This is a genomic window from Parahaliea mediterranea (genome assembly GCF_017255185.1).
Classification (GTDB): domain Bacteria; phylum Pseudomonadota; class Gammaproteobacteria; order Pseudomonadales; family Halieaceae; genus JAFKCZ01.
The window spans coordinates 69,185-91,379 of the sequence record NZ_JAFKCZ010000017.1 but is presented as its reverse complement, the minus strand read 5'-3'; the positions used below and the strand labels follow the sequence as shown (position 1 = coordinate 91,379).

Below are 22,195 nucleotides of genomic sequence, written 5' to 3'. Positions count from 1 at the left end.
TCGCGGCACAACCGGCCCCACCGGCAGGCCCAGGGCGATGCCGGACCCGGGCCGGACGACTAGCGATACATGATGTGCAGTTTCGGCCTGAGAGTGGTGTCCTCGAAGGTTTCGCGACTGTAATAGCGCTTACGATTGCCATTGCCGGCAACGGGTACCAGGCGCCAGCCGTGGTTCGACGCCCCCTGGCTGATCGCCTGAACACCCGCTGTCACGTCGATCGACAACCACCCCGGCGACCAACCGACGCCGCCACTGCCATCGGGATCACTGGCGTAGTCGTCGCCGTTCGCCGCGGCGCCGCTGGCCGCCCAGGGCGATCCGGGCAGGCGCTCGTCCCAGGTGGTTTCCTCTTCGCTCCAGGGAGCGAGCAGCGGGTGTGCCTGGTAGACATGGTCATAGGCCGTGTACTTGTACAGCGACAGCGTCGCGGACTCGATCGTTACGCCATCCGGTACCGGCCCGCCCTCCGACTGGAATATGGCGAATTGCATCAGCATGGCGTAGCTGCCTTCGTCTTCCTGCAAGCGTGCCTGCCCGCCGAGACTGCTACCGCGGTGCCAGCGCGAGAGGTAGGTGTCGCGCGTACCGGCGTAGCCGGACACCCCGTCCTGAAGGACAAGCTCCACCATGCTACCGTCCGTCTGGACCGTGATCGAAACCGCGGCCGAGACGGACTGCGCGCCGTCATCGTCCTCTGCACGGGCACTGAGGGTGTAACTGCCGGGGGGCACGCCGGTCCAGTCATAGGCATAGGGGGCGCTGGTATCCTCGGCCAGCACCTCTTCATCCTGATAGAACACCACCCGGGTCACGCTGCCATCGGCATCGGCCGCCGTCGCCTGCAGGCTCACGGTGTCGCCGGCGATGTAATTCGCGCCATCGGCCGGCGCCGTCAGGGAGACCTCGGGGGCGAGGTTGGTGCTTTGAACCGTGACCGTCACCGTCTCGGACATCGTGCTGGCGCCGCCATCGTCGATCACTTCGGCGCGCAGGTTGTGGGTACCCGCGGGCGCGTCCCGCCACAGCATGGCATAGGGCGGCGCGAGCGCCTCGCCGAGTACGACTCCGCCACTGTAGAAAACCACCCTCGCCACGCTGCCGTCCGGGTCGCTGGCCAGCGCGGTCAGCGGGATATCGTCCATTTCGTTGTAGACCGCGCCATCCACGGGCTCCGACAGCGTCACCGCGGGGGGCAGATTCACGCCGTCGGCGGCGTAGCGCACCACCAGGCGGGGTCTCAGGGCCGGCGATTCACTGGTTTCACGGCTATGGAAGCGCTTGCGGTTGCCGTTGCCGCCCACCGGCAGCAGGCGCCAACCGTGGTTCGCTTCGCCCTGGCTCATGGCCCGCACCCCCGGAGTGACGTCAATCGACAGCCAGCCCGACGACCAGCCGACACCGCCACCGCCATCGGCGACCACCTGGTAATCCTGTCCCGGCGCGGCGGCGCCGGCATCGGCCCAGGGAAGCCCCGGCAGGCGCTCGCTCCAGCTGGCGCCCTCCTCGCTCCACGGCAGCAGCAGCCGGTGCCACTGGTAATCGTGGTCGTAGGATGAATACTTGTAGAGTGACAGCGAGGCCGACTGGATCGCGGCCCCGTCCGGTACCGGGCCACCTTCCGAGTGAAAAATCGCGAAACCCAGGAGCACGGCGTAAGTGCCCTCGTCCTCCTGCAGCCGGTCCCGCCCTCCCAGGGTGGAGGAACTGTAGAATCGCGACAAATAGGTGTCGCGGGTACCCGCGTAGCCGCCGACGCCGTCCTGCAGGGTGACTTCCACCGAGCCATCGGCACTGTTGACCTGAACGGCAACCGGGGCCGACCACGACAGCGCGCCTTCGTCGTCCTCCGCCCGTGCCTGCAAGCTGTAGCTCCCGGCCCGCACATCGACCCAGTCGGCGCCGTAGGGCGCCTCGCTGTCCCCGGCGAGTTCGACACCGTTGACGAAAAACACCACCCGCGCCACGTTCCCGTCGCTGTCCGACGCCTCCGCCTGCAGCGACACGGAATCCCCTTCGTCGAAGCTGGCGCCGTTGACCGGCGCGGTCAGCACGACATCCGGCGGCAGGTTCACTGCCTCGACCGTAACCTGCACCGGCAGGGAAACGCTGCTGCCGCCCTCGTTGTCCCCGGCCACCGCGGTCAGCATGTGCACCCCCGGCTCCGCGCCCAGCCATTCCACGGAATACGGCGGCGCGCCAAGTGCCGCGAGCAGTTCATCGTTCGCGTAAATCTCCACCGATGTCACGCTGCCATCGGGGTCGCTGGCATCGACCGTGATCGTCAGCGCCTGCCCCTCCGGCACCACGTCGCCATCGGGCGGGGCTGTAATCGCCACCGCGGGCGGCTGGTTACCGCTGGCAACGGCGGTAATGGATACCGGGGGACTGACCCCCGTCGCGCCGGCGTCATCGACCGCCCGCGCGGACAGCTCGTGCTCGCCGGCCGGCACGTTTTCCCAGGCCAGGCTATAGGGCGGGCTCGCGTCCTGGCCGATCTGCAGGGCGCCGCTGTAGAACAGCACGCGCTCGATGCTGCCGTCCTGGTCCGTGGCGTCCGCCTCGATAACAACAGTATCTCCCGCGCTGAACTGCGTTCCCGGGGCGGGCCCCAGAATGACCACTTGCGGCGGCAGGTTCTGCTCGAGCGACGGCTCAACCCAGCCCTGGGGCTTGTAGAGCCAGATGTTGCCTTCCTGCGCATCCTCCAGCGCGAGAAAGGCGTTGAGGTCCGGGGCAAACTCCCACTTGCCAAGAATGCCGGTGCCCGGCCCCTTCTGGGGCTCGGGCACCCCGCCGCTGGTTTCGCGGAAAATCGCCCAGCCCGAGCTGGACAACACCGGAGGCGGCTCCAGGCGCCATACCTCGCCGTAACCTCCCCACAGATAAAAGGCGTTTCCCCCGGGATAATAGTCAAAGCCATACAACTGCGAGGACTCGAACTCCCCCGACGCATCCTCGGGCACGAATAACTGGTTGTTGTTTTGCTCCCCCGGCGTGCTCAGATCCCAGTAGAGGAACTGGGTACCGGCCGTGGCGACATAGGCGTTGAGTACACCGCTGTACGCGCCACCGCCCTGCTGGTTGAAGCCATTGAAATACCGCCCCACCTGCTCCCAGGTGTCCCGCGATGGATCGTTGATATCGTGGATCGTGTGTTTATACAGCTGGCGCGCCGTGCCACCGGAACGGGCCATGACATACACCACGTCCCTGCCCGCCTCTATGGTTGTCGCGGTCGTGCCCTGGACAAAGTTGGTCGGCAGCGGCGGATTGCCCGCGATGTTGCCGTAGATATCCCGGTTGGACCACATCTCCCCGCCGCCAATTTCCGGGTAGGGGCCGTTGCGCTGGACATGCGAGCCCGTCGTGCCGCCCACCTTGTCGCCGTCCGCCTTCGCGGGGTCAAACACATAGGGCCCCGTGGGCCGCTCGGTATTGGCGTCCGGCTGGTACATGAAGGCGCCGCCATTGTTGTAGGCGGCCCCTCCATAGGTGAGAAACTGGCCGGAAACCGGCAGGAAAACGCTGTTGTCGTAGGTATGCGCCGAACTGGGCGCATTGAACACACCATCGATTGCGCGCCAGTTGCCAAAGTCGTCCTGCACGATTTCACTGGGCAGGGAGGCCCGCTCCCAGCGCCGGGTCGCGGCGCGCCAGAAGTAGACATCGTTGCCGCTGTAATTCGCGTGGCCACCCCCGTAGAGGAACAGCCTGCCGCCCAGGAAATCCCAGGCGAAGCTGCTCCAGGCAACGATGATTTTCTCCGGCCTGGGGTTGCTGCGCTTGTTGAGCGGCCTCAGTGCCGCCGGCGACCAAACATCCGAAAACAGGTTTTCATTGAGCTTTCTCCAGCTGCCTTCCGGCATCGCGGCGACGACATCGAGCAATGACTCCGACACCGCGTTGGCAGTGGTGGACGCGGCCCTCGCCAGGGACCGCGGGACCGGGCGGGAAAGCGCCGGATCGCCGTCGGTTGCCGCCTCGACGCGCAACTCCAGCTCGGCCGACGCCGTGGCGCCGTCCCTGTCGCGCAGATAGAGCATTAGTTGGAACACCCCGGATTCCCGGGGCGTGCCACTGATCTCCCCGGTGTTGGCATCCAAGGCCAGGCCCGCGGGCAACGGTGCAAGCAGCTGCCAGGTGTAGTCCCCCGCCCCACCACGGGCCAGGAGCGATTCCCGGTACTGCTCTCCCACACGGCCAATCGCCAGGGCGGTGGTGGTCACTTGCGGCGCGCTGGCCGCGGTACCGACATACTCAAAGCGGAAGGCATCCACAGCCACCGCGGAACCGACCTCCGCCTGTACCCGGATGCGCACCGAATCACGCGAAAACAGGGCGAACTCGCCCAGCAGGTTCCACTGTCCCGCGCTGCCTTGTTGGGATCGCACGACAACGGTGTCGCCACCGTCGTGGCTGATACGGTAGCGGAGCTCTCCCGCCGCCGGGGCCGCGACTTGCGGCCACCAGGCATGGATCCGGTAGTAACCCTGACTGGACAGCCGGGTGTTGAACTTCAATTCGGCGGCGCCGGCCCCGTCGCTCAGGTAGGCGCTGGCGCCGTGCTGGCGATAGGCCGTGGCGGCGTGAAACCCCTTCGCGTCCAGCTCGCCCAGCGCCTCGAGGTCGACGACAAAGCTGTCTGTTTGCGGTGCCGCCGCAGTCCGGTCATGAACATCCGCCAGCAGCACCGGCGGCAGCGCCAGCACCAACAGACCCCGCAAAACTGCCTTCACCCACCTGGCCATTACCCTCACCTACCTTCACCCCGAAACACCTGTCGAACGCCGCCGACGGCGGGCCCGACTATTGCCAAAACCTCGACTCCTGCAATCTGCAATCCAACATTCCAATACTCTAGTAAATACAGGGGGTTAACGAGAGGGACAACGCATCCGCCAGGGGCCGTCCGGCGATGGTGTAAAGGAAGCTGACAAGCTCCCTGGAGCCGCCGGGGAGACAGCCCTGGACTATACTCAATTGGAATCAACTGGCGACGCAAACTACAAGCCAACCCACGGCGATGTTCCAACAACACCCAAAGGGAGACGTCGATGTTTTTGCGGCAGCGATCCTCTGGCCACATTGTGGCGGTGGTGGACCCAGAGCAGCTTTTCAGCATTTTCCACGACAAGATCCTGGCCCGCGACCAGGTCGGCGAGGAGGAGCAGGACCCGGAACCCATCGCCAAGAGCGACCTGGTGTTTCTCTCCGGCGAGCCCCTGCCCCGCTGCTGGACCGACCCCGACTACCGGGAGCGCTGAGCCGGGCCATGCGCGCCATGGTCCTCGCGGCGCCGGGCGAGCCCCTGGCCATGGAGGAGCGCCCCGACCCCGCGCCCGGAGAGGGTGAAGTCCGGGTCGCGGTGGCGGCCTGCGCCGTGTGCCGCACCGACTTGCACGTGGTGGACGGCGACCTGCCCTTCCCCGGCCACCCGGTGGTGCCCGGGCACGAGATCGTGGGCAAGGTGGACGCGCTGGGTGCCGGCGTGCGCGACCTGCGCCCGGGGCAACTGGTGGGCGTTCCCTGGCTGGGCCATACCTGCGGCCGCTGCGACTACTGCCTGCAGGGCCGCGAGAACCTCTGCGACGCTCCCCTGTTCACCGGCTATACCCGCGACGGCGGCTTTGCCAGCCACACCATTGCCGATGCCCGCTATGCCTTCGCGCTCGAGGATCACGCCGATCCGGTGGCCACCGCCCCCCTGCTCTGCGCCGGCCTGATCGGCTGGCGCTGCCTGAAGAAGGCCGGCGATGCCGCCCGCCTGGGCCTGTACGGCTTCGGCGCGGCGGCCCATATCCTGGCCCAGGTCTGCGCCTGGCAGGGGCGCGAGGTCTACGCGTTCTCGCGCCCGGGGGACACGGCGGCGCAGCGCTTCGCCCGCGACCTCGGCGCGAGCTGGGCGGGCGGGGCCGACGAGCCGCCGCCCCGGGCGCTGGACGCGGCCATTATCTTCGCGCCCGTTGGCAGCCTGGTGCCGGCGGCCCTGCGCGCAGTGCGCAAGGGCGGCCGCGTGGTCTGCGGCGGCATCCACATGAGCGATATTCCGGCCTTTCCCTACGCGCTGCTGTGGCAGGAGCGCGAGCTGGTATCGGTGGCCAACCTGACCCGGGAAGACGCCCGGGAATTTTTCCCGCTGGCCCGCCAGGCGCGTGTCGCCACGCACACCCGCACCTACCCCCTGGCGGAGGCCAACCGGGCCCTGGCGGACCTGCGCCGGGGCGCGCTCAACGGCGCCGCGGTGCTGCTGCCCTGAGCCGCCGACAGAGGGCGCAACTGCGCCACCGGTATCGGCCGTGGCGCGCGAAACCTTAGCGACAACTGTGCATTTTGTGCTGTTTTTACCGGGGTTTTGCCGGGCGTTAAATAAATTCACACGGCCCCTGTGCAAACACTGGAGCACATGCGCGCTTGCCGCTAGTATCCGCTCGATGGCCGCCGCGCGATGGGCGGACCGCCCGACGAACCACCGGCGCAGCACTGAACCATGGAACCCAGCTTTGATTGGCAATTGGGCGAAGACGCCCCCCTCCCCTTCGATCACCCGGACTGCGAGGCTTGCGCTCGCTGGCTGGTGGATAACCTGACGCAACGCAACACGGCCTTCATCCGCCTTACCAGCCCGATATTCCAGGGCGACAACACCTCGGCGCGCAGCTGGCTCAGCGAGGAAAACGCCAACTTGTGGAGCCTCATTCTCGAGGAGCGCTCCACCTCAGTGAAACTCGCGGTCAACCGGGGCGAATGCAAAATGCAAAACCCGACGGCGCTGCGCAATCACACCCAACGCAAAATCGTGGGCGCCGTCATCTGCGAATTGCTCGAGTCGGGTGCGCTGTCACTGCCCGACCCGAACGCAAAAACGCTGGTCACCGGCCTGCGTTGAGCCGCGCCGCGGGGCTTGATTCCCGCGCCGGCAACTGTCTATACTCCTCGCCACTGTAACTCTCGGGGTGCTGCCAAGGCAGCTGAGATCGCGCAAGCGGACCCGTGAACCTGATCCGGTTAGTACCGGCGTAGGGAAGAGTGATAGTAAACATCCAGACCCGTCGTGCCCGCCGCAGGTGGGTGTGCCCGTCCGATCGGGTTGTTTGCATCTCGCTTCCCTTACGTTGATCGACAACACACAACGTAAGGTGAAATATGACAAGCACCAGCGCTTCCAGCGACACCCCGGCAATCAGCCGAAACCCCCTGCCCGCCAGCCGCAAAGTCTATCTCGCGCACAGTGAGCGCGCCGACATCCGGGTTCCCGTGCGCGAGGTCGCACTGAGCGACGGGCGCGCTGTCACGCTCTACGACACCTCCGGCCCCTACACCGATACCGCGGCCGACATCGACGTCAGCCGCGGGCTGCCGACGGACGCGCGTCGACAATGGCTGGACGATCGCGGCGACAGCGCGTTCGGCGAAGCCCCCGCCAAACCGCCCGCCGACCGGTTGCGCGCCTCCCTGCAGCGGCGCCCGCGACGCGCCCTGCCCGGGCGCAACGTCAGCCAGTTGCACTACGCGCGCAAGGGCGTGGTCACCGCCGAAATGGAGTACATCGCACTGCGCGAGAACCAGGCGCGCGAACAGCTCGCGGACGCGGCGCTGCCGGCGATCACCGCGGAATTCGTGCGCGAGGAAGTCGCCCGGGGCCGGGCGATCATCCCCGCCAATATCAATCACCCCGAACTGGAGCCGATGATTATCGGCCGCAACTTCCTGGTCAAGATCAACGCCAACATCGGCAACTCGGCCCTGGGATCGAGTATCGAGGAAGAGACCGAAAAACTGGTGTGGGCCACCCGCTGGGGCGCGGATACGGTGATGGACCTGTCCACCGGCAAGCACATCCACGCCACCCGCGACGCGATTATCCGCAATTCCCCGGTGCCGATCGGCACGGTGCCCCTGTACCAGGCGCTGGAGAAAGTGGACGGCATTGCCGAGGACCTGAGCTGGGAGGTGTTTCGGGACACCCTCGTCGAACAGGCCGAACAGGGCGTGGATTACTTCACCATACACGCCGGCCTGCGCCTGGCCCATGTGCCGCTCACCGTCGACCGGGTGACGGGGATCGTATCCCGCGGCGGCTCCATCATGGCCAAGTGGTGCATCGCCCACCACCGGGAGAACTTCCTCTACACCCATTTCGAGGACATCTGCGAGATCCTCAAGCGCTATGACGTCAGTTTCTCCCTCGGCGACGGCCTGCGCCCCGGGTCCATCGCCGACGCCAACGACGCGGCCCAGTTCGCCGAGCTGGAGACCCTGGGCGAGCTGACCAGGATCGCCTGGAAGCACGATGTCCAGGTAATGATCGAGGGCCCCGGGCATGTGCCGATGCACCTGATCGAGGAAAACATGACACGGCAGCTGGCCTGCTGCGACGAGGCCCCCTTCTATACACTGGGCCCGCTGACCACCGATATCGCGCCCGGCTACGACCACATCACCTCCGGCATCGGCGCGGCGATGATCGGCTGGTACGGCTGCGCCATGCTGTGCTACGTCACGCCCAAGGAGCACCTGGGCCTGCCCAATCGCCAGGACGTGAAGGACGGCATCATCGCCTACAAGATCGCGGCCCACGCGGCGGACGTGGCCAAGGGGCACCCCGGGGCGCGCTACCGCGACGACCTGCTGTCCCAGGCCCGCTTCGACTTCCGCTGGGAGGACCAGTTCAACCTGTCGCTGGACCCGGAAACCGCCCGCGCCTACCACGACGAAACCCTGCCCAAGGATTCCGCCAAGGTGGCGCATTTCTGCTCCATGTGCGGGCCCAAGTTCTGCTCGATGAAAATCTCCCAGGACGTGCGCGACTACTCCGCCACCGAACAGGCCCGCCAGGACGGCATGCGGGAAAAGTCCCGGGAGTTCCGCCAGAACGGCGCCGAGATCTACGTCCACCCGGTGGATTGAGCGCCGCGCCGTGTCCCACATCGCCATTGCCGGCGCCGGCATCATGGGCCGCACGCTCGCCTGGTGGTCCCTGAACCAGGGTCACCGGGTGACGCTACTCGAAACCGCCGGCCGGGGTTCCGACCCCGGCGGTAATGGCGCCTCCTGGACCGCCGCCGGCATGCTGACACCGAACACCGAGGTGGACGTGTCGCCGGAGCTGCTCGCCATGGGCCGGGCGTCGCTGGCGCTGTGGCCCGCCTTTGCCGACGCACTCGGCCTCGCGCACGAGTTCAATCGCGGCGGCTGCTGGGTTGTCGCGCACCCCCAGGACCGCGAGCAGCTGCTGCATTTCCAGCGCCGTCTCGCCCGGCTGGAGCTGCGCGAGGGCCAGTCCTATCGCAGCCTGTCGGCCAGTGCCCTGGCCGCGGAACTGGCGCCGCTGTCGCGTTTTGGCGGCGCGCTGTATTTTCCCGAGGAAGCCAGCATTCCCCCCAGGCGGGTACTCGAGCGCCTCGAACGGGACCTGCGCCGCGCGGATTGCGACTGGCGCGGCGATACCACGGTGCTCGCGCTGGGCGCGCGGCACATCGACACCGACCACGGCACCGTCTACGCGGACGCGACCGTCGATTGCCGGGGACTTGGGGCGCGGGAACAACTAACGACACTGCGCGGCGTGCGCGGCGAACTGGTCGAGGTGCGGGCGCCGGCGGTCGACTTGCCGGCGCTGGTCAGGTTGATGCACCCGCGTTACGCCCTGTACATCGTGCCCCGCCCGCGGCAGCACTTTGTCATCGGCGCCACCCAGATCGAATCGGACGACACCGGGCCGATCAGCGTCCGCTCGGCACTCGAACTGCTGAGCGCGGCCTACTCCGTGCACCCGGGTTTCGCCGAGGCCCGCATCGTGGCGACCCGCGCCCATTGCCGCCCCGCGCTACCCGACAACCACCCGCGCATCGGGCGCCACCCCGGCGGCGCCTGGTACATCAACGGGCTGTATCGCCACGGCATCCTGCTGGCGCCGCTACTGGCCCGCGAGGCCCTGCGCCAACTGGAACTCACCACGACCCGCGAGGAAAGCGACACGCCATGAGCATCCACATCACCCTGAACGGCAGCCGCACATCGGTCGCCGACGCAACAACGCTACGGCAACTGGTCCGCTGGCATTCCCCGGAAGAGCCGGCAGTCGCGGTGGCGCTCAACCAGCGTTTCATCCCGCGCAGCGAGCACGGCGACGTTCACCTGAGCGAGGGCGACGAGGTCGAACTGGTCACGCCCATGCAGGGAGGTTGAGAATGTTTGAACTCGCCCGGCGCACGTTCCACAGTCGCCTGCTGGTGGGCTCCGCCCAGTACCCCAGCCTCGAAGTGATGCGCGACGCCATCGCCGCCAGCGGCACCGAGGTGGTAACGGTGTCCCTGCGGCGACAGACCGCGGGTGGCGGCAGCGGCAACGCCTTTTGGCGGGCGCTCAACCAGGACCGGCTCGCGGTGCTGCCCAACACCGCGGGTTGCCACAGCGCAGAAGAGGCCATCGTGACCGCGCAGATGGCGCGCGAACTGTTCGACACCCACTGGATCAAACTGGAGGTCATCGGCGACGACAGCACCCTGCAACCCGACCCCTTCGGCCTGCTGGAGGCGGCCCGGGAGTTGCTGGGCCAGGGCTTCGAAGTGTTCCCCTACTGCACCGACGACCTGGTGCTCTGCGATCGCCTGCTCGGCGCCGGCTGCCGCATCCTGATGCCCTGGGGCGCCCCGATCGGTTCCGGACTGGGCATCGACAACGCCGCGCGCCTGGCGGAACTGCGACGGCGCTACCCGGATATCACGCTGATCGTCGACGCGGGGATCGGCGCGCCCTCCCACGCGGCGCGCGCCATGGAACTCGGCTGCGACGCGGTGCTGCTCAACAGCGCCATCGCCCGCGCCGGGGACCCGGTGGCCATGGCCTCGGCCTTCAAAAGCGCGGTCGAGGCCGGCCGCCGCGGCTTCGAGGCGGGACTGATGCCGACCTCCCGCGAGGCCCGGCCCAGCACACCGGATATCGGCAAACCGTTTTGGCACGCGTGAGTCATACCGAGACGCCACCGCGGGTGCTCTGCATCGGCGGCAGCGAATGCACCGGGGTCACCGGCCTGGCCACCGATATGCGCAGCGTCGAAGCCTTTGCCGCCCACCCCCTGCCGGTGGTCACCGCCGTCACCGCCCAGCATCGCGGCGGTGCCGCCGTGCAGGTGATCGACGCCGCGACCTTCGACAGCCAGCTGGCCTGCGCCCTGGCCGCCGAACCCGCGGCGATCAAGATCGGACTGGTGGCTTCCCTCGACCAGGCGCGCTCGATTGCGCGGCAGGTCGGCGGTCGCAAACTGCCGGTGGTACTCGATCCGGTGTCCCGCAACAGCCTGGGCCAGGACCTGGTTGCCGCCGATCACACGGCGATACTGACCGCCCTGCTGCCCGTCGCCACCCTGGTTACGCCCAACGAGGCGGAGGCCGAACCGATCCGCGCGCTGCGCGGCAATGCCGCCGCGGGGGCCGCGCCGGCCGTGCTGTACAAGGGCGGTCACGCCGCCTCCGCGGACTGCCGCGACCACTTCGAGCAGCCCGGCCTGGCTTTTACCCTGTCCGGACCGCGTATCGAGGCCGCCGGCGAGCGCGGCACCGGCTGCTGCCTGGCCGCCTCGGTCGCCGCGGCGCTGGCCCTGGGTCACAGTCTCGCGGACGCCGTGGTGGTGGCGAAGATGTGCATCGATCGCGCCCTGCGCCAGGGCTATGCGGTGACGGCACAGGGGGGCGCGCTGCGGCCCACGCCGCCCTGGGAGGGCCGGCCGCGTCTGCCGCGGCTGGATTTTGGCGAGCGGGGCGAACAGGCCCCCACCCCCGGGCGCCAGGAGGCATTTCCCGACTGCGGCCCGCGCCCGCTGGGCATCTATCCCGTTGTCGATCGCGCGGCCTGGCTCGAGCGCCTGCTGCCCTGTGGCGTCACCACCATCCAGCTGCGGGTCAAGGACCTGGCGGGAGCCGCGCTGGCGCGGGAAGTGGCGACGGCGGTGCGCATCGCCCGGGCCTTCGACGCCCGCCTGTTCGTGAACGACCACTGGCGGCTGGCGCTGGACCACGGCGCCTACGGGGTACACCTGGGCCAGGAGGACCTGGCCGGCGCCGACCTGCCCGAGCTGCGGCGGGCCGGCCTGCGGCTGGGCATCAGCACCCACTGCCTGTGGGAACTGGCCCGCGCCCTCACGCACCAACCCTCCTACGTCGCCTGCGGCCCGGTGTACGCCACCACCAGCAAGATCATGCCCTGGCGCCCCCAGGGCTTGGCGGGGCTGGCGCGATGGCGCCAGCTGGTCGGGCGGCGGCCGCTGGTGGCCATCGGCGGCATCGATACCCGGCGCGCCGCCGCGGTGGCCGCCGCCGGCGCCGATGGCGTGGCCATGATCAGCGCGTTGACCGGCAGTGACAACCCCCAGGACACCGCCCGGGCACTGGTGCGGCAATTCCGGCGGCACTACCGGTGAGCGGCGAATTCAGCGCCGCGGAGTGGCAGCGCTACGCCCGCCAGGTGCAGCTGCCGGAATTCGGGCTTGCCGGGCAGCGCCGCCTGCGCGAGGCCCACGTGGTCATCGTCGGTGTCGGCGGCCTCGGCTGCCCCGCGGCCCTGTACCTGGCGGCGGCCGGCGTGGGCCGGCTCACCCTGGTCGACGGCGACCGGGTGGAGCTGTCGAACATCCACCGGCAGGTACTGTTTGGCGACGCCGACCGCGGCAAACCGAAAGTGGCCGCCGCCGCCGGGCGCCTGCGCGAACTCAACCCGGCGGTGCAAGTGGAGGCCGTGGACACCTGGCTCGAGGCCCGCCACGAGCCCCTGCTGGCCGCCGCCGACCTGGTGCTGGATTGCTGCGACCGCTACGCGGTCAGGCAGCTGATCAACCGCCTCTGCCTGCGCCGGCAGCGGCCCTGGTGCTACGCCAGTGTCGACGGCTTCCACAGCCAGAGCGCGCTGTTTCGCCCCGGCGGCCCCTGCTACGAATGCCTCTACCCCCAGCCCCCCGCCCAGGTGCGCGACTGCCGCGCCGGCGGTGTCCTCGGCCCCGTGGCGGGCCTGGCCGGCGTCCACCAGGCCCTCGCGGCCATCGCGTACCTCGCCGGCCTGCACCAGGGCGGGGACCAACTGGCGCTGAATTCACCGCTGCAAGGCACTGCCCGGCAACTGGCGCTAGCGCTCGACCCCGCCTGTGTTTGCCGCCTGCCGCCGGAACAGGTGGCCCTGCCGGACACCCCCGGCGCGCCCGCTCCTGCGGTGCAGGCGGACGGGGTCAAGGACGGCGAGGTCCACGCCGACCTGGCGGCGCTGCGCCGCGCGGGCTGGCACCTGGTGGACATCCGCTCCGCGGAGGAATACGCCGCGTTCAATCTCGGGGACCCCTCGATTCCCGCGGCCGGCTTGCTGGCGGCGGCCGCGCGCGGCGAGCTGCCGCAACCGCTGGCGCTGTACTGCCAGAGCGGGGCGCGCAGCCGGGACGGCGCCGCCGAGCTGCGCGCGCTGGGCCTGCACGCGATCAGTGTCGCGGGTGGCATTCTGGGCCACCTGGAGCGCCACGATTGAGCAATCGGCCGCTTTCCCCGGTATGATGGCGGGCCGCCAAAAATGAATTGGGAGTTGACCATGGGCAATACCGCCTTCATCACCGGAGCGACTTCGGGCTTCGGCCGGGCCTGCGCGCGACGCTTTGGCCGCGAGGGCTGGAACCTGGTGATTACCGGCCGCCGCCGGGAGCGCCTGAACGAACTACAGGCGGAGCTGGCGCCCCACTGCCAGGTGCTGGCGCTGGAGCTGGATGTGCGCGACACCGCCGCGGTGCGGGCGGCGGTCGCCGGCCTGGCCCCCCCCTTCAACAGCGTCCACACCCTGATCAACAACGCCGGCCTGGCCCTGGGCACCGAACCGGCCCAGGACTGCGACCTGGAAAAGTGGCACCGCATGATCGACACCAACGTCAAGGGCCTGTCCACCGTGACCCACGCCCTGCTGCCGAGCCTGATCGCGCGCGGCACCGGGGCCAGTATCATCAATATCGGCTCGGTGGCCGGCCACTGGCCCTATCCGGGGGGCAACGTCTACTGCGGCACCAAGGCCTTCGTGGAGCAGTTCTCCTACGCCCTGCGCGCCGACCTGCAGGGCACCGGCGTGCGGGTCACCAACCTGGCCCCGGGCCTGTCCGAGAGCGAGTTCACCCTGGTGCGCACCGACGGCGACCAGGCGGCCCACGACGCGCTCTACGCCGGGGCCAAACCGATTCAGCCCGAGGACATCGCCGACACCTGCTGGTGGCTGGCCACCATGCCGGCACACCTGAACGTCAACCAGCTGGAGCTGATGCCGGTGCGCCAGGCCTTCTCGGCCTTTTCCGTTCACCGCGACTGAGTGTACCGCGACTGAGCGCCGCGCTCAGTCGCGCTGGTAGGCCACCTCGCCGCCGACCAGCGTCTGCACGACCCCGATCGCCAGGATGTCATCGGGGGCCACGGTGAGGGGATTGCCGTCGAGAACCACCAGGTCCGCCAGCTTGCCGACCGCGATCGAACCCTTGTCGTCCTCGTCGAAGTACTGGCGGGCGACGTCGATGGTCAGGGCCCGCAGGGCGCGCTCCGCGCTCACCCGCTGTTCCGGGCCGAGCACCTCGCCGCCGGAGGTCTGGCGGGTCACGCCGGACCAGAGCATGCGCAGCGGCTCCATGGGCACCACCGGGGTGTCGGCGTGGAAGGTGAAGGGAATGCCCCGCCGCTCCGCGGAGCGCGCCGGGCTGATGCGCGCGGCGCGCTCGGGACCGATGAAAATGTCCCGGTGCCGGTCGCCCCAGTAATAGGTGTGCATATTGAACATGGAGGGAATCACCCCCAGTTCAGCCATCTTGTCGAGCTGGTCCTCCCGCGCCATCTGCGCGTGAATGAGCACCGGCCGGGCGTCCTCGCGGGGCGCCGCGGCCTGGGCCCGCTCAAAGGCGTGGAGGATGTCGTCGATCGCCGCGTCGCCGTTGCCGTGCACCGCGATCTGCCCGCCGCTGCGATGCACCGCCATGACCTGCTCCGCCAGCTTGTCCCTCGCGGTCTGCGGATACCCGCGGTAATCCGGCTTCGCCGTGTCCCTCGGCACGTGGTAGGGATGCGTCAGGTAGCCGGTATAGCCCTGGATGGAACCGTCGCTGAACAGCTTGGTGGCGCCCAGCTTCAGAAAGCCGTCGTCCTCGAAGGGCCACTGGTACTCGCCCTCCAATTGCTTGAGCGTCACATCAATCGTCGGGTAAGCCACCACCCGGGTCCGCAACAAGCCCTGGCTGCGGGCATAGGCCAGGCCCTCCAGGGTCTCGGCGCTGGCGGCGCCATCCTGGGCGGTGGTAACCCCCTTGCTGAGATAGTCGGTCACCGCCGCGTCGACGGCCGCGAGCAGGTCCTCGGGCCCGATCGAGGCGAAGGCCTTCATCAACACCGGCCCCATGGCGGCGGACTCTTCCAGCAGGCCGGTGGGCTCCCCGGTGTCGGGGTCGCGGTGAATCACTCCGCCCTCGGGGTCCGGGCTGTCGGCGTTGAGTCCGCCCGCCGTGAGGGCCAGGCTATTACCCACGCCCATGTGGCCGGACACGTGATTGACCCAGACCGGATGCTCGGTGGATACCCGGTCCAGGTCCTCGCGGGTCGGATGGCGATGTTCCGCGACCAGGGTATCGTCGTAACCGAATCCAATGACCCACTCCCCCTGGGGGGTATCGGCGGCGCGGGCCCGCAGCCGCTTGACCAGCTGGTCGATACTGCGCACATCCCCGATCGGCGGCGCGTTGAGATCGACAAAGCGCGCCAGCGTCATGCCCTGGAATACCAGGTGGCTGTGGCTGTCGATAAAGCCCGGAACCACGGTGTTGCCGCCCAGGTCGGTGACCACGGTGTCGCTGCCTATATGGGCACCGACCATGGCGTCGCTACCCACCGCGACAATCCGGTCGCCGCTGATCGCCACCGCCGTGGCCCGGGGCACGGCCTCGTCCAGGGTAATGACCGTGCCACCGCGATAGACCCGGTCGGCGGCGTCCGGGGCGGCGATCGCGCCCGTCGCCGCGCAAAGGCCCGCCAGGGCAGTGGCGGTACTCAGGTGGCGCGCCAGGCACCGTGTGAATCTGCTTGGGGACATAGGGGGGTTCCTTATTGCTATGATTTTCGCCGGGATCGATCGAGGCTCTCCACGGGTGAGACGTTCTCCAACAGTGAATAGTCTCTACACTGGACGCCAATATGCAACGCTTGCGCGCCGGCCCGTCAGCTGCTACCCGGTGCCCGTTCCGCCGCGATCCGGCGCGCCTTGCGGTCGTGCCGGGCCAGCTCCCGCCTGGCCACCGGGGCCAGCAGGTAGAGACCGATGATATTGGGCACGCAGATCAGGAACACCAGGGCATCGGAGAAATCGAGAATGGAGCCGAGCTGGATGCTGGAACCGACAACCACGAACAGGCAGAACACCAGCTTGAAACCCGCTTCCGCCGCGCGCCCCTCGCCCACCAGGTAGGTCCAGCCCTTGAGGCCGTAATAGGACCAGGCGATCATGGTGGAGAAGGCGAACAGGAAACCCGCCACCGCGATGAAGTACGGCGACCAGGCCACGTTGCGCTCGAAGGCCCGCGAGGTCATCTCGATACCGCCCATGCCCTCGGTGAATCCGGGCACGTAGTAGAGGGTGGTAATGATCACCAGCGCGGTCATGGTGCTGATGATCACGGTATCGATGAAGGGCTCCAGCAGCGACACATAGCCCTCTGTCACCGGGTCGTTGGTCTGCACCGCCGAGTGGGCAATGGCCGCGGAGCCGATACCCGCCTCGTTGGAGAACACCGCGCGCTGGAAGCCGATAACCATCACCCCGAGCGCGCCGCCGGCCATCCCCGGGGCATTGAAGGCGCCGTCAACCATGGCGTGAAAAGCAAAGGGCAAGGCCTCGCGGTTCATGAACAGGATCAACAGGGCCCCGGCGCAGTAGAAGAGAGCCATGAAGGGCACCACCTTGCCGGTCACGCGCGCGATGCTGCGTATGCCGCCGATAATGACCAACGCGACCAGCGCCGCCAGCACCAGGCCGAACAGCCAGCCCTTGTCGCCAAACCAGCTGCCGCCGAAGCCCCCGGTCACGTTCACCACCTGCACGTAGGCCTGGTTGGCCTGGAACATGTTGCCGATACCCATGCAGCCGATGACGATTCCCAGGGCGTAGAAACGGCCGAGCCAGCGGCCGAGCGCCGCCCTGCCCTTTTCGGCGAAGCCGCGTTCGAGATAGTACATCGGGCCGCCGGACACCGAGCCGTCCGGGTTCTCGCGCCGGTACAGGGTGCCCAGGGTGCACTCGACAAACTTGGTCGACATCCCCAGCAACCCCGCCACGATCATCCACAGCGCGGCGCCGGGACCGCCCACCGAGACCGCCACCGCCACGCCGCCGATATTGCCGATGCCCACGGTGCCGGACACCGCGGTGGCCAGGGCCTGGAAGTGCGTGACCTCGCCGGTGTGTTCCGGGTCGTGGTAGGCCCCGCGCACGATGCGCAAGGCATGGGGCAGGCCGCGCAGGTTGAGAAAGCCGAAGTACAGGGTAAAAAACAGGGCCGCGGCGACCAGCCACAGCACCACCAGCGGCAGCCTGGCGCCGAACAGGGGGACTTCGAAAAACACCAGCGCCGACAGCGCGCGGGTCACCGGCGCCATGGCGTCGTCGATCCAGGCGTCCACGCCCGCCACCGCGGACAGCGGCAGCATCAACAGCAAGAGACACAGTACGCGCGGCGGCTTCATCGAGGCCGGGCTGCCTACAGCAGGCGCTCGGGTACGACCAGGGACAGCGCGCCCGCGGCGAAGCGTTGCCACCAGGTGGTCTGAGGCTCGATATCGTACTCCCGGGGCCCGCCTTCTGGGTTGGTGTCGATCCAGCGCAGCTCGCCGCCCTCCAGCACCACCTGATAGGCCTGCTCGCCAACCGCCTGTTCAAAACTCCGCGACAGTTGGCGCGCCAGCGTGGGGTTGTCGATCAACACGCCCATTTCAGTGTTCAGCGCGACCGATCGCGGGTCCAGGTTGAAGGAGCCGACAAACAGGCGTTCGCCGTCGGCGCCCATGGTCTTGGCGTGCAGGCTGGCCGCCGAGGAGCCGGTCCAGCTTTTATTGCGTACCACCTGGGACGGAGAGGGTTTGAATTCATACAGCTCAACACCGGCGCCGATTAGGTCCTCGCGGTAGCGCATGTAGCCGGCGTGTACCAGGCCCACGTCATTGGCCGCCAGGGAGTTGGTGAGAATGCGCACCCGCACGCCCCGGGCCACCAGAGAGGCGAAGAAGTCGACCATTTTGTCCCCCGGTACAAAATAGGGCGAGACCACCAACACTTCCCTCCCGGCGTCGTTCAACAGCGGCGCCAGCTTGGGTATCAGGTGGGTATCCTCGCTGATCTTCTGGTGGTAAACCTTTTCCGGGTCGTCGTAGATCAGGGTGGCGTCGCCCCAATACACGGGCAGTTCCACAAAGCGTAGCTTGTTGAGCACCGGCGACTCCCGCACCGCGCGCACGTAGTCCGAGGCCAATTGCTCGTCCACCCGCCGATCAAAGCCCGCTCGCGCCGCGCGCAGGCCTTCGCGCGTGATATCTCCCTCGCCGACGAAGCCCGACACCGGTACGACCATGTCACTGTTCCAGTACAGGTCGAACATGCCGGACACCTTGCCCACCACCGGCCCGATACCCAGCACGTCGAGATCGGCGAAGGTGATATGGGCCACGGCATTGAAATACTCGTTGCCGATATTGCGGCCGCCGACAATGGTCGCCTGGTTGTCGGCGGTCAGCGACTTGTTGTGCATGCGGTGATTGAGGCGTTTCAGATCGCCGAGGAAGCCCAGTGCGCGCACGCCGCGGTAACCGAAGGGATTGTAGAGCCGCACCTCGACGTTCGGGTGGGCGTCCAGCTGGGCCAGGAAGGCGTCCTTGCCCGCGGTGTCGAGGTCGTCCAGCAGCAGGCGCACGCGCACGCCGCGATCGGCGGCCTTGAGCAATTGGTCGACCAGCAGGATGCCGCTGGTGTCGCCGTGCCAGATGTAGTACTGCACGTCGAGGCTGCGCTCGGCGGTGGCGATCAGCGCCATGCGCGCGACAAAGGCGGCCATGCCATCGCCCAGGGGCACAAACCCGGATTGCGGCAGCTCGTCGCCATGGGCTGCGCTTATCGCTCGCGCCAGGCGGGTGTCCCCGGTATCGGTCAGGGCGTGGGAATCGGGCTTGCTGAAGCTGCCGGCGTCTGGCACGCCGACACAACCCGAGGCCGCAAACAACAGTAATGCGGCGGCCAGGGCCCGGAACAAGCTGCTTCCCGGTGACGCAGGAATCCCTGTCGGCATGCGAACGGCCTCTTTACGGTTTGTTGGAATTTATGATGACCTGCCGCCGATTGTAACGCGACAGCCACGCCGGGCAAGCCTTGGCGCCGTTTAGTCCGGCGCGGCACCGAGTTCGCTGTGCGCGATGCGCGATTTGACCTCGCCGTCCATCACCGATTCCAACACCACGTCAAAGCCCCACAGACGCTGCAGGTGCTTGACCACCTCCACCGCGCTGTCGGCTTCCAGCGGCCGGCCCCGGTGCATCTCATGGCGCAGGGTCAGGGCGCGGTCGCCGCGCACGTTGACATTGTAAACCTGGATATACGGTTCGAGATTGCCCAGGTCGTAGTTGGCCGAGAGGGACTCGCGGACCGTCTGGTAACCCCACTCGTCGTGGATCGCGGTCACTTCGAGGTAGTCCCGGTCGGCGTCGTCCAGCACCGAGAACAGCTTCAACTCGCGAATCATCTTGGGCGACAGGAACTGGAGGATAAAACTCTCGTCCTTGAAGTCGCGCATGGCGAAGTCCATGGTCTCCTGCCAGGGCGCGCCGGCGATGTCGGGAAACCACTGCCGGTCCTCCGCCGTGGGGTTCTCGCTGATCCGGCGCAAGTCCTGCATCATTCCGTAGCCCAGGGTATAGGGATTGATACCGCTGTAGTACGGGGAATTGAACGGCGGCTGGTAAACCACCGCGGTGTGATACTGCAGGAACTCCATCATGAAGCCGTCGGTCACCAGGCCCTCGCGGTACATCTGGTGCAGGATATGGAAGTGCCAGAAACAGGCCCAGCCCTCGTTCATCACCTTGGTCTGGCGCTGCGGGTAGAGGTACTGGGACACCTTGCGCACGATGCGGATCACTTCCCGCTGCCAGGGCTCCAGCAGCGGCGCGTTCTTCTCCAGGAAGTACAGGATGTTTTCCTGGGGCTCCTCGGGAAAGCGCCGGTGCTCCCGCTCCTGTGCCGCCGACTGCGGCACCGGCAGCGTCTTCCACAGCTCGTTGACCTGCTGTTGCAGGATGACCTCGCGCTCCTCGCGCCGCTGGCGCTCCTCCTCCAGCGACAGCGGGTAGGGACGCTTGTAGCGATCGACACCGTGGTTCATCAAGGCGTGACAGGCGTCGAGGGTTTCCTCCACCTCGCTGATGCCGTGACGCTGCTCGCACTCGGCGATGTAGTTGCGCGCGAACACCATGTAATCGATGATCGACTCGGCGTCCGTCCAGGTCCTGAACAGGTAGTTGTTCTTGAAGAAGGAGTTGTGACCGTAGCTGGCGTGGGCCATGACCAGGGCCTGCATGGTCAGGGTGTTCTCCTCCATCAGGTAGGCGATACAGGGGTTGGAGTTGAACACGATCTCGTAGGCCAGGCCCATGCGCCCGCGCTTGTAGTTATTCTGCACGCCGAGAAAGTGCTTGCCGAAACTCCAGTGGTGGTAGTTGATGGGCATCGCCGACGAGGCGTAGGCGTCCATCATCTGCTCGGAATTGATGATCTCGATCTGGTTGGGATAGGTATCGAGGCCGAAGTCACCCGCGATGCGCGCGATCTCGCGCTCGTAGACCTGCAACAGCTCGAAGGTCCAGTCGGATTCGTTGGACAGCGGTTTGCGCGTCATGCCGACTGCTTCCGGAACAGTTCGTGGAAAACCGGGTAGATGTCCGCCGGGCCGGTGATGTGCTGCATGGCGAAGACATCCTTCCACTGCTTGTCGAGGCCGGCATAGGTGTGCCACAGGGGTTTGTCGCCGCTCTCGGTGATCTCCACGTAGGCGTAGTACTGGCACAGCGGCAGCAGCTCGTGGATCAGTTTCAGGCAGCGCGGGGCGTCGTCCGGCCAGTTGTCGCCGTCGGAGGCCTGGGCGCCGTAAATGTTCCACTCGCTCGGCGAGTAACGGGCCTCGACGATATGCTTCATCAAGTCAAGGGCACTGGACACCACGGTGCCCCCGGTCTCCCGGGAGTTGAAGAATTCCTCCTCGTCGACCTCCTTGGCGATGGTGTGGTGGCGAATGAACACGATCTCGGTGCGGTCGTAATTGCGCGACAGGAACAGGTACAGCAGGATGTAGAACCGCTTGGCCAGGTCCTTGGTGTACTGGTCCATGGAGCCCGACACGTCCATCAGGCAGAACATGACCGCCTTGGAATGGGGCACCGGCTCGTTGTAGTGCCGGTGATAGCGGATGTCGACGTCGTCGAGAAAGGGAATGCGCGCCAGCGCGTCGCGCAGCTCGTTGATGCGCGCCTCGATCTCCGCCCGGCGGTCTTCGTTCTCGGGAGTTTGCGGCAGTGCCGCGAGCTCCTGCTCCAATTCCCGCAGCTCGGTGCGCCGGCCGGCGCCCAGGGCGATGCGCCGGGCGGTGGCCGAACGCATGGAGCGCACCACGCTGAGGTTGGCGGGCGGGCCGTCGGCGGCGAAGCCGCCGCGAACGCGCTTGAATTCCTCCAGGCCGGACAACTGGCGCTTGGTGAGGTTGGGCAGTTCCATGTCGTCAAACAGCACGTCGAGGAATTCCTGCTGGTTGATCTGGAACACGAACTCGTCCATGCCCTCCCCGTCCGGGCTGCCCTGGGAGCCGCCGGCACCGCCGCCGCCCTGGGGCCGCTGGATGCGGTCGCCGCGGGTGTACTCCTCGTTGCCGGGCACGACGTGGGTGACCCGGCCGCCGCGGCCGTGGTGAAACTGGGGTTCGCCGATGTCCTTGCTGGGGATGGATATTTTTTCACCGCGCTCGTTGTCGGTGATGTGGCGCCCCTTGAGGTTTTCGCTGACCGAACGCTGTATCTGCTCGCGATAGCGGCGCAGGAAGCGCTGCCGGTTGACGGCGCTCTTCTGCTTCGGGTTGTCCCTGCGATCAATCAGAAATCCCACTTCGTCCTCCGAT

At 67.5% G+C, this 22,195-nt stretch carries 16 protein-coding genes and 1 riboswitch; of the genes, 10 read left to right on the top strand and 6 right to left on the bottom strand.

Annotation, left to right across the window (positions count from 1 at the left end; all coding sequences use genetic code 11):
* Positions 1-59: 59 nt before the first annotated feature.
* Positions 60-4,739, bottom strand: a complete 4,680-nt coding sequence (locus JYP50_RS19050) for an Ig-like domain-containing protein (protein WP_206562154.1) — start codon at positions 4,737-4,739, stop codon at positions 60-62.
* 318 nt (positions 4,740-5,057) lie between these two features.
* On the opposite strand from JYP50_RS19050, the gene JYP50_RS19045 reads away from it, so the two are divergent.
* The 10 genes from JYP50_RS19045 (at position 5,058) to JYP50_RS19000 (ending at position 14,328) form a co-directional block, all read left to right on the top strand.
* Complete coding sequence (locus JYP50_RS19045; protein ID WP_206562153.1) at positions 5,058-5,267, top strand: acetyltransferase; 210 nt, start codon at positions 5,058-5,060, stop codon at positions 5,265-5,267.
* A gap of 8 nt (positions 5,268-5,275) precedes the next feature.
* On the top strand, positions 5,276-6,259 hold the full coding sequence (locus tag JYP50_RS19040; RefSeq protein ID WP_206562152.1) for a zinc-dependent alcohol dehydrogenase family protein: 984 nt from the start codon (positions 5,276-5,278) through the stop codon (positions 6,257-6,259).
* 231 nt (positions 6,260-6,490) lie between these two features.
* Positions 6,491-6,889, top strand: coding sequence for a hypothetical protein (locus JYP50_RS19035; protein WP_206562151.1), 399 nt, complete (start codon positions 6,491-6,493; stop codon positions 6,887-6,889).
* A gap of 53 nt (positions 6,890-6,942) precedes the next feature.
* Positions 6,943-7,043: riboswitch (TPP riboswitch) on the top strand.
* A 103-nt stretch (positions 7,044-7,146) separates the two neighbouring features.
* Positions 7,147-8,910, top strand: a complete 1,764-nt coding sequence (gene thiC / locus JYP50_RS19030; RefSeq protein WP_206562150.1) for a phosphomethylpyrimidine synthase ThiC — start codon at positions 7,147-7,149, stop codon at positions 8,908-8,910.
* A 10-nt stretch (positions 8,911-8,920) separates the two neighbouring features.
* The gene (locus JYP50_RS19025; protein ID WP_206562149.1) at positions 8,921-9,988 is read left to right on the top strand and encodes an FAD-dependent oxidoreductase; all 1,068 of its coding nucleotides are present in this window, start codon (positions 8,921-8,923) and stop codon (positions 9,986-9,988) included.
* A complete protein-coding gene (gene thiS / locus JYP50_RS19020) occupies positions 9,985-10,191 on the top strand; it encodes a sulfur carrier protein ThiS (RefSeq protein ID WP_206562148.1) in 207 nt (68 codons plus the stop codon). The genes JYP50_RS19025 and thiS overlap by 4 nt, the downstream gene beginning before the upstream one ends.
* 2 nt (positions 10,192-10,193) lie before the next feature.
* A complete protein-coding gene (locus JYP50_RS19015) occupies positions 10,194-10,970 on the top strand; it encodes a thiazole synthase (RefSeq protein WP_206562147.1) in 777 nt (258 codons plus the stop codon).
* A complete protein-coding gene (thiE, locus tag JYP50_RS19010) occupies positions 10,967-12,421 on the top strand; it encodes a thiamine phosphate synthase (protein WP_347136852.1) in 1,455 nt (484 codons plus the stop codon). The genes JYP50_RS19015 and thiE overlap by 4 nt, the downstream gene beginning before the upstream one ends.
* On the top strand, positions 12,418-13,509 hold the full coding sequence (locus tag JYP50_RS19005) for a ThiF family adenylyltransferase (protein WP_206562145.1): 1,092 nt from the start codon (positions 12,418-12,420) through the stop codon (positions 13,507-13,509). The genes thiE and JYP50_RS19005 overlap by 4 nt, the downstream gene beginning before the upstream one ends.
* A gap of 42 nt (positions 13,510-13,551) precedes the next feature.
* Positions 13,552-14,328 (top strand): SDR family NAD(P)-dependent oxidoreductase, encoded by a 777-nt coding sequence (locus JYP50_RS19000; protein ID WP_241263325.1) that lies wholly within the window; start codon positions 13,552-13,554, stop codon positions 14,326-14,328.
* Between the two features lie 24 nt (positions 14,329-14,352).
* Here JYP50_RS19000 and JYP50_RS18995 read toward each other — a convergent pair whose 3' ends face one another.
* The 5 genes from JYP50_RS18995 to JYP50_RS18975 all read right to left on the bottom strand — a co-directional run bounded on the left by JYP50_RS18995 (position 14,353) and on the right by JYP50_RS18975 (position 22,182).
* The gene (locus JYP50_RS18995; RefSeq protein WP_206562144.1) at positions 14,353-16,086 is read right to left on the bottom strand and encodes an amidohydrolase; all 1,734 of its coding nucleotides are present in this window, start codon (positions 16,084-16,086) and stop codon (positions 14,353-14,355) included.
* A gap of 125 nt (positions 16,087-16,211) precedes the next feature.
* Complete coding sequence (locus tag JYP50_RS18990) at positions 16,212-17,732, bottom strand: alanine/glycine:cation symporter family protein (protein WP_206562143.1); 1,521 nt, start codon at positions 17,730-17,732, stop codon at positions 16,212-16,214.
* Between the two features lie 14 nt (positions 17,733-17,746).
* Positions 17,747-19,288, bottom strand: a complete 1,542-nt coding sequence (locus tag JYP50_RS18985; protein ID WP_206562142.1) for a phospholipase D family protein — start codon at positions 19,286-19,288, stop codon at positions 17,747-17,749.
* A 126-nt stretch (positions 19,289-19,414) separates the two neighbouring features.
* Positions 19,415-20,926, bottom strand: coding sequence for a SpoVR family protein (locus JYP50_RS18980; protein WP_206562141.1), 1,512 nt, complete (start codon positions 20,924-20,926; stop codon positions 19,415-19,417).
* Positions 20,923-22,182, bottom strand: coding sequence for a DUF444 family protein (locus JYP50_RS18975; protein WP_206562140.1), 1,260 nt, complete (start codon positions 22,180-22,182; stop codon positions 20,923-20,925). The genes JYP50_RS18980 and JYP50_RS18975 overlap by 4 nt, the downstream gene beginning before the upstream one ends.
* Positions 22,183-22,195 lie beyond the last annotated feature (13 nt).

Excerpts from the sequence above, each read along its gene's own strand:
- JYP50_RS19045 (WP_206562153.1), top strand. The coding sequence starts at position 5,058 with ATGTTTTTGCGGCAGCGATCCTCTGGCCACATTGTGGCGGTGGTGGAC.
- JYP50_RS18995 (WP_206562144.1), bottom strand. The coding sequence starts at position 16,086 with ATGTCCCCAAGCAGATTCACACGGTGCCTGGCGCGCCACCTGAGTACC.
- JYP50_RS18980 (WP_206562141.1), bottom strand. The coding sequence starts at position 20,926 with ATGACGCGCAAACCGCTGTCCAACGAATCCGACTGGACCTTCGAGCTG.
- JYP50_RS19035 (WP_206562151.1), top strand. The coding sequence starts at position 6,491 with ATGGAACCCAGCTTTGATTGGCAATTGGGCGAAGACGCCCCCCTCCCC.
- JYP50_RS19040 (WP_206562152.1), top strand. The coding sequence starts at position 5,276 with ATGCGCGCCATGGTCCTCGCGGCGCCGGGCGAGCCCCTGGCCATGGAG.
- thiS (WP_206562148.1), top strand. The coding sequence starts at position 9,985 with ATGAGCATCCACATCACCCTGAACGGCAGCCGCACATCGGTCGCCGAC.
- JYP50_RS19015 (WP_206562147.1), top strand. The coding sequence starts at position 10,194 with ATGTTTGAACTCGCCCGGCGCACGTTCCACAGTCGCCTGCTGGTGGGC.
- JYP50_RS19000 (WP_241263325.1), top strand. The coding sequence starts at position 13,552 with ATGAATTGGGAGTTGACCATGGGCAATACCGCCTTCATCACCGGAGCG.
- thiC (WP_206562150.1), top strand. The coding sequence starts at position 7,147 with ATGACAAGCACCAGCGCTTCCAGCGACACCCCGGCAATCAGCCGAAAC.
- JYP50_RS18990 (WP_206562143.1), bottom strand. The coding sequence starts at position 17,732 with ATGAAGCCGCCGCGCGTACTGTGTCTCTTGCTGTTGATGCTGCCGCTG.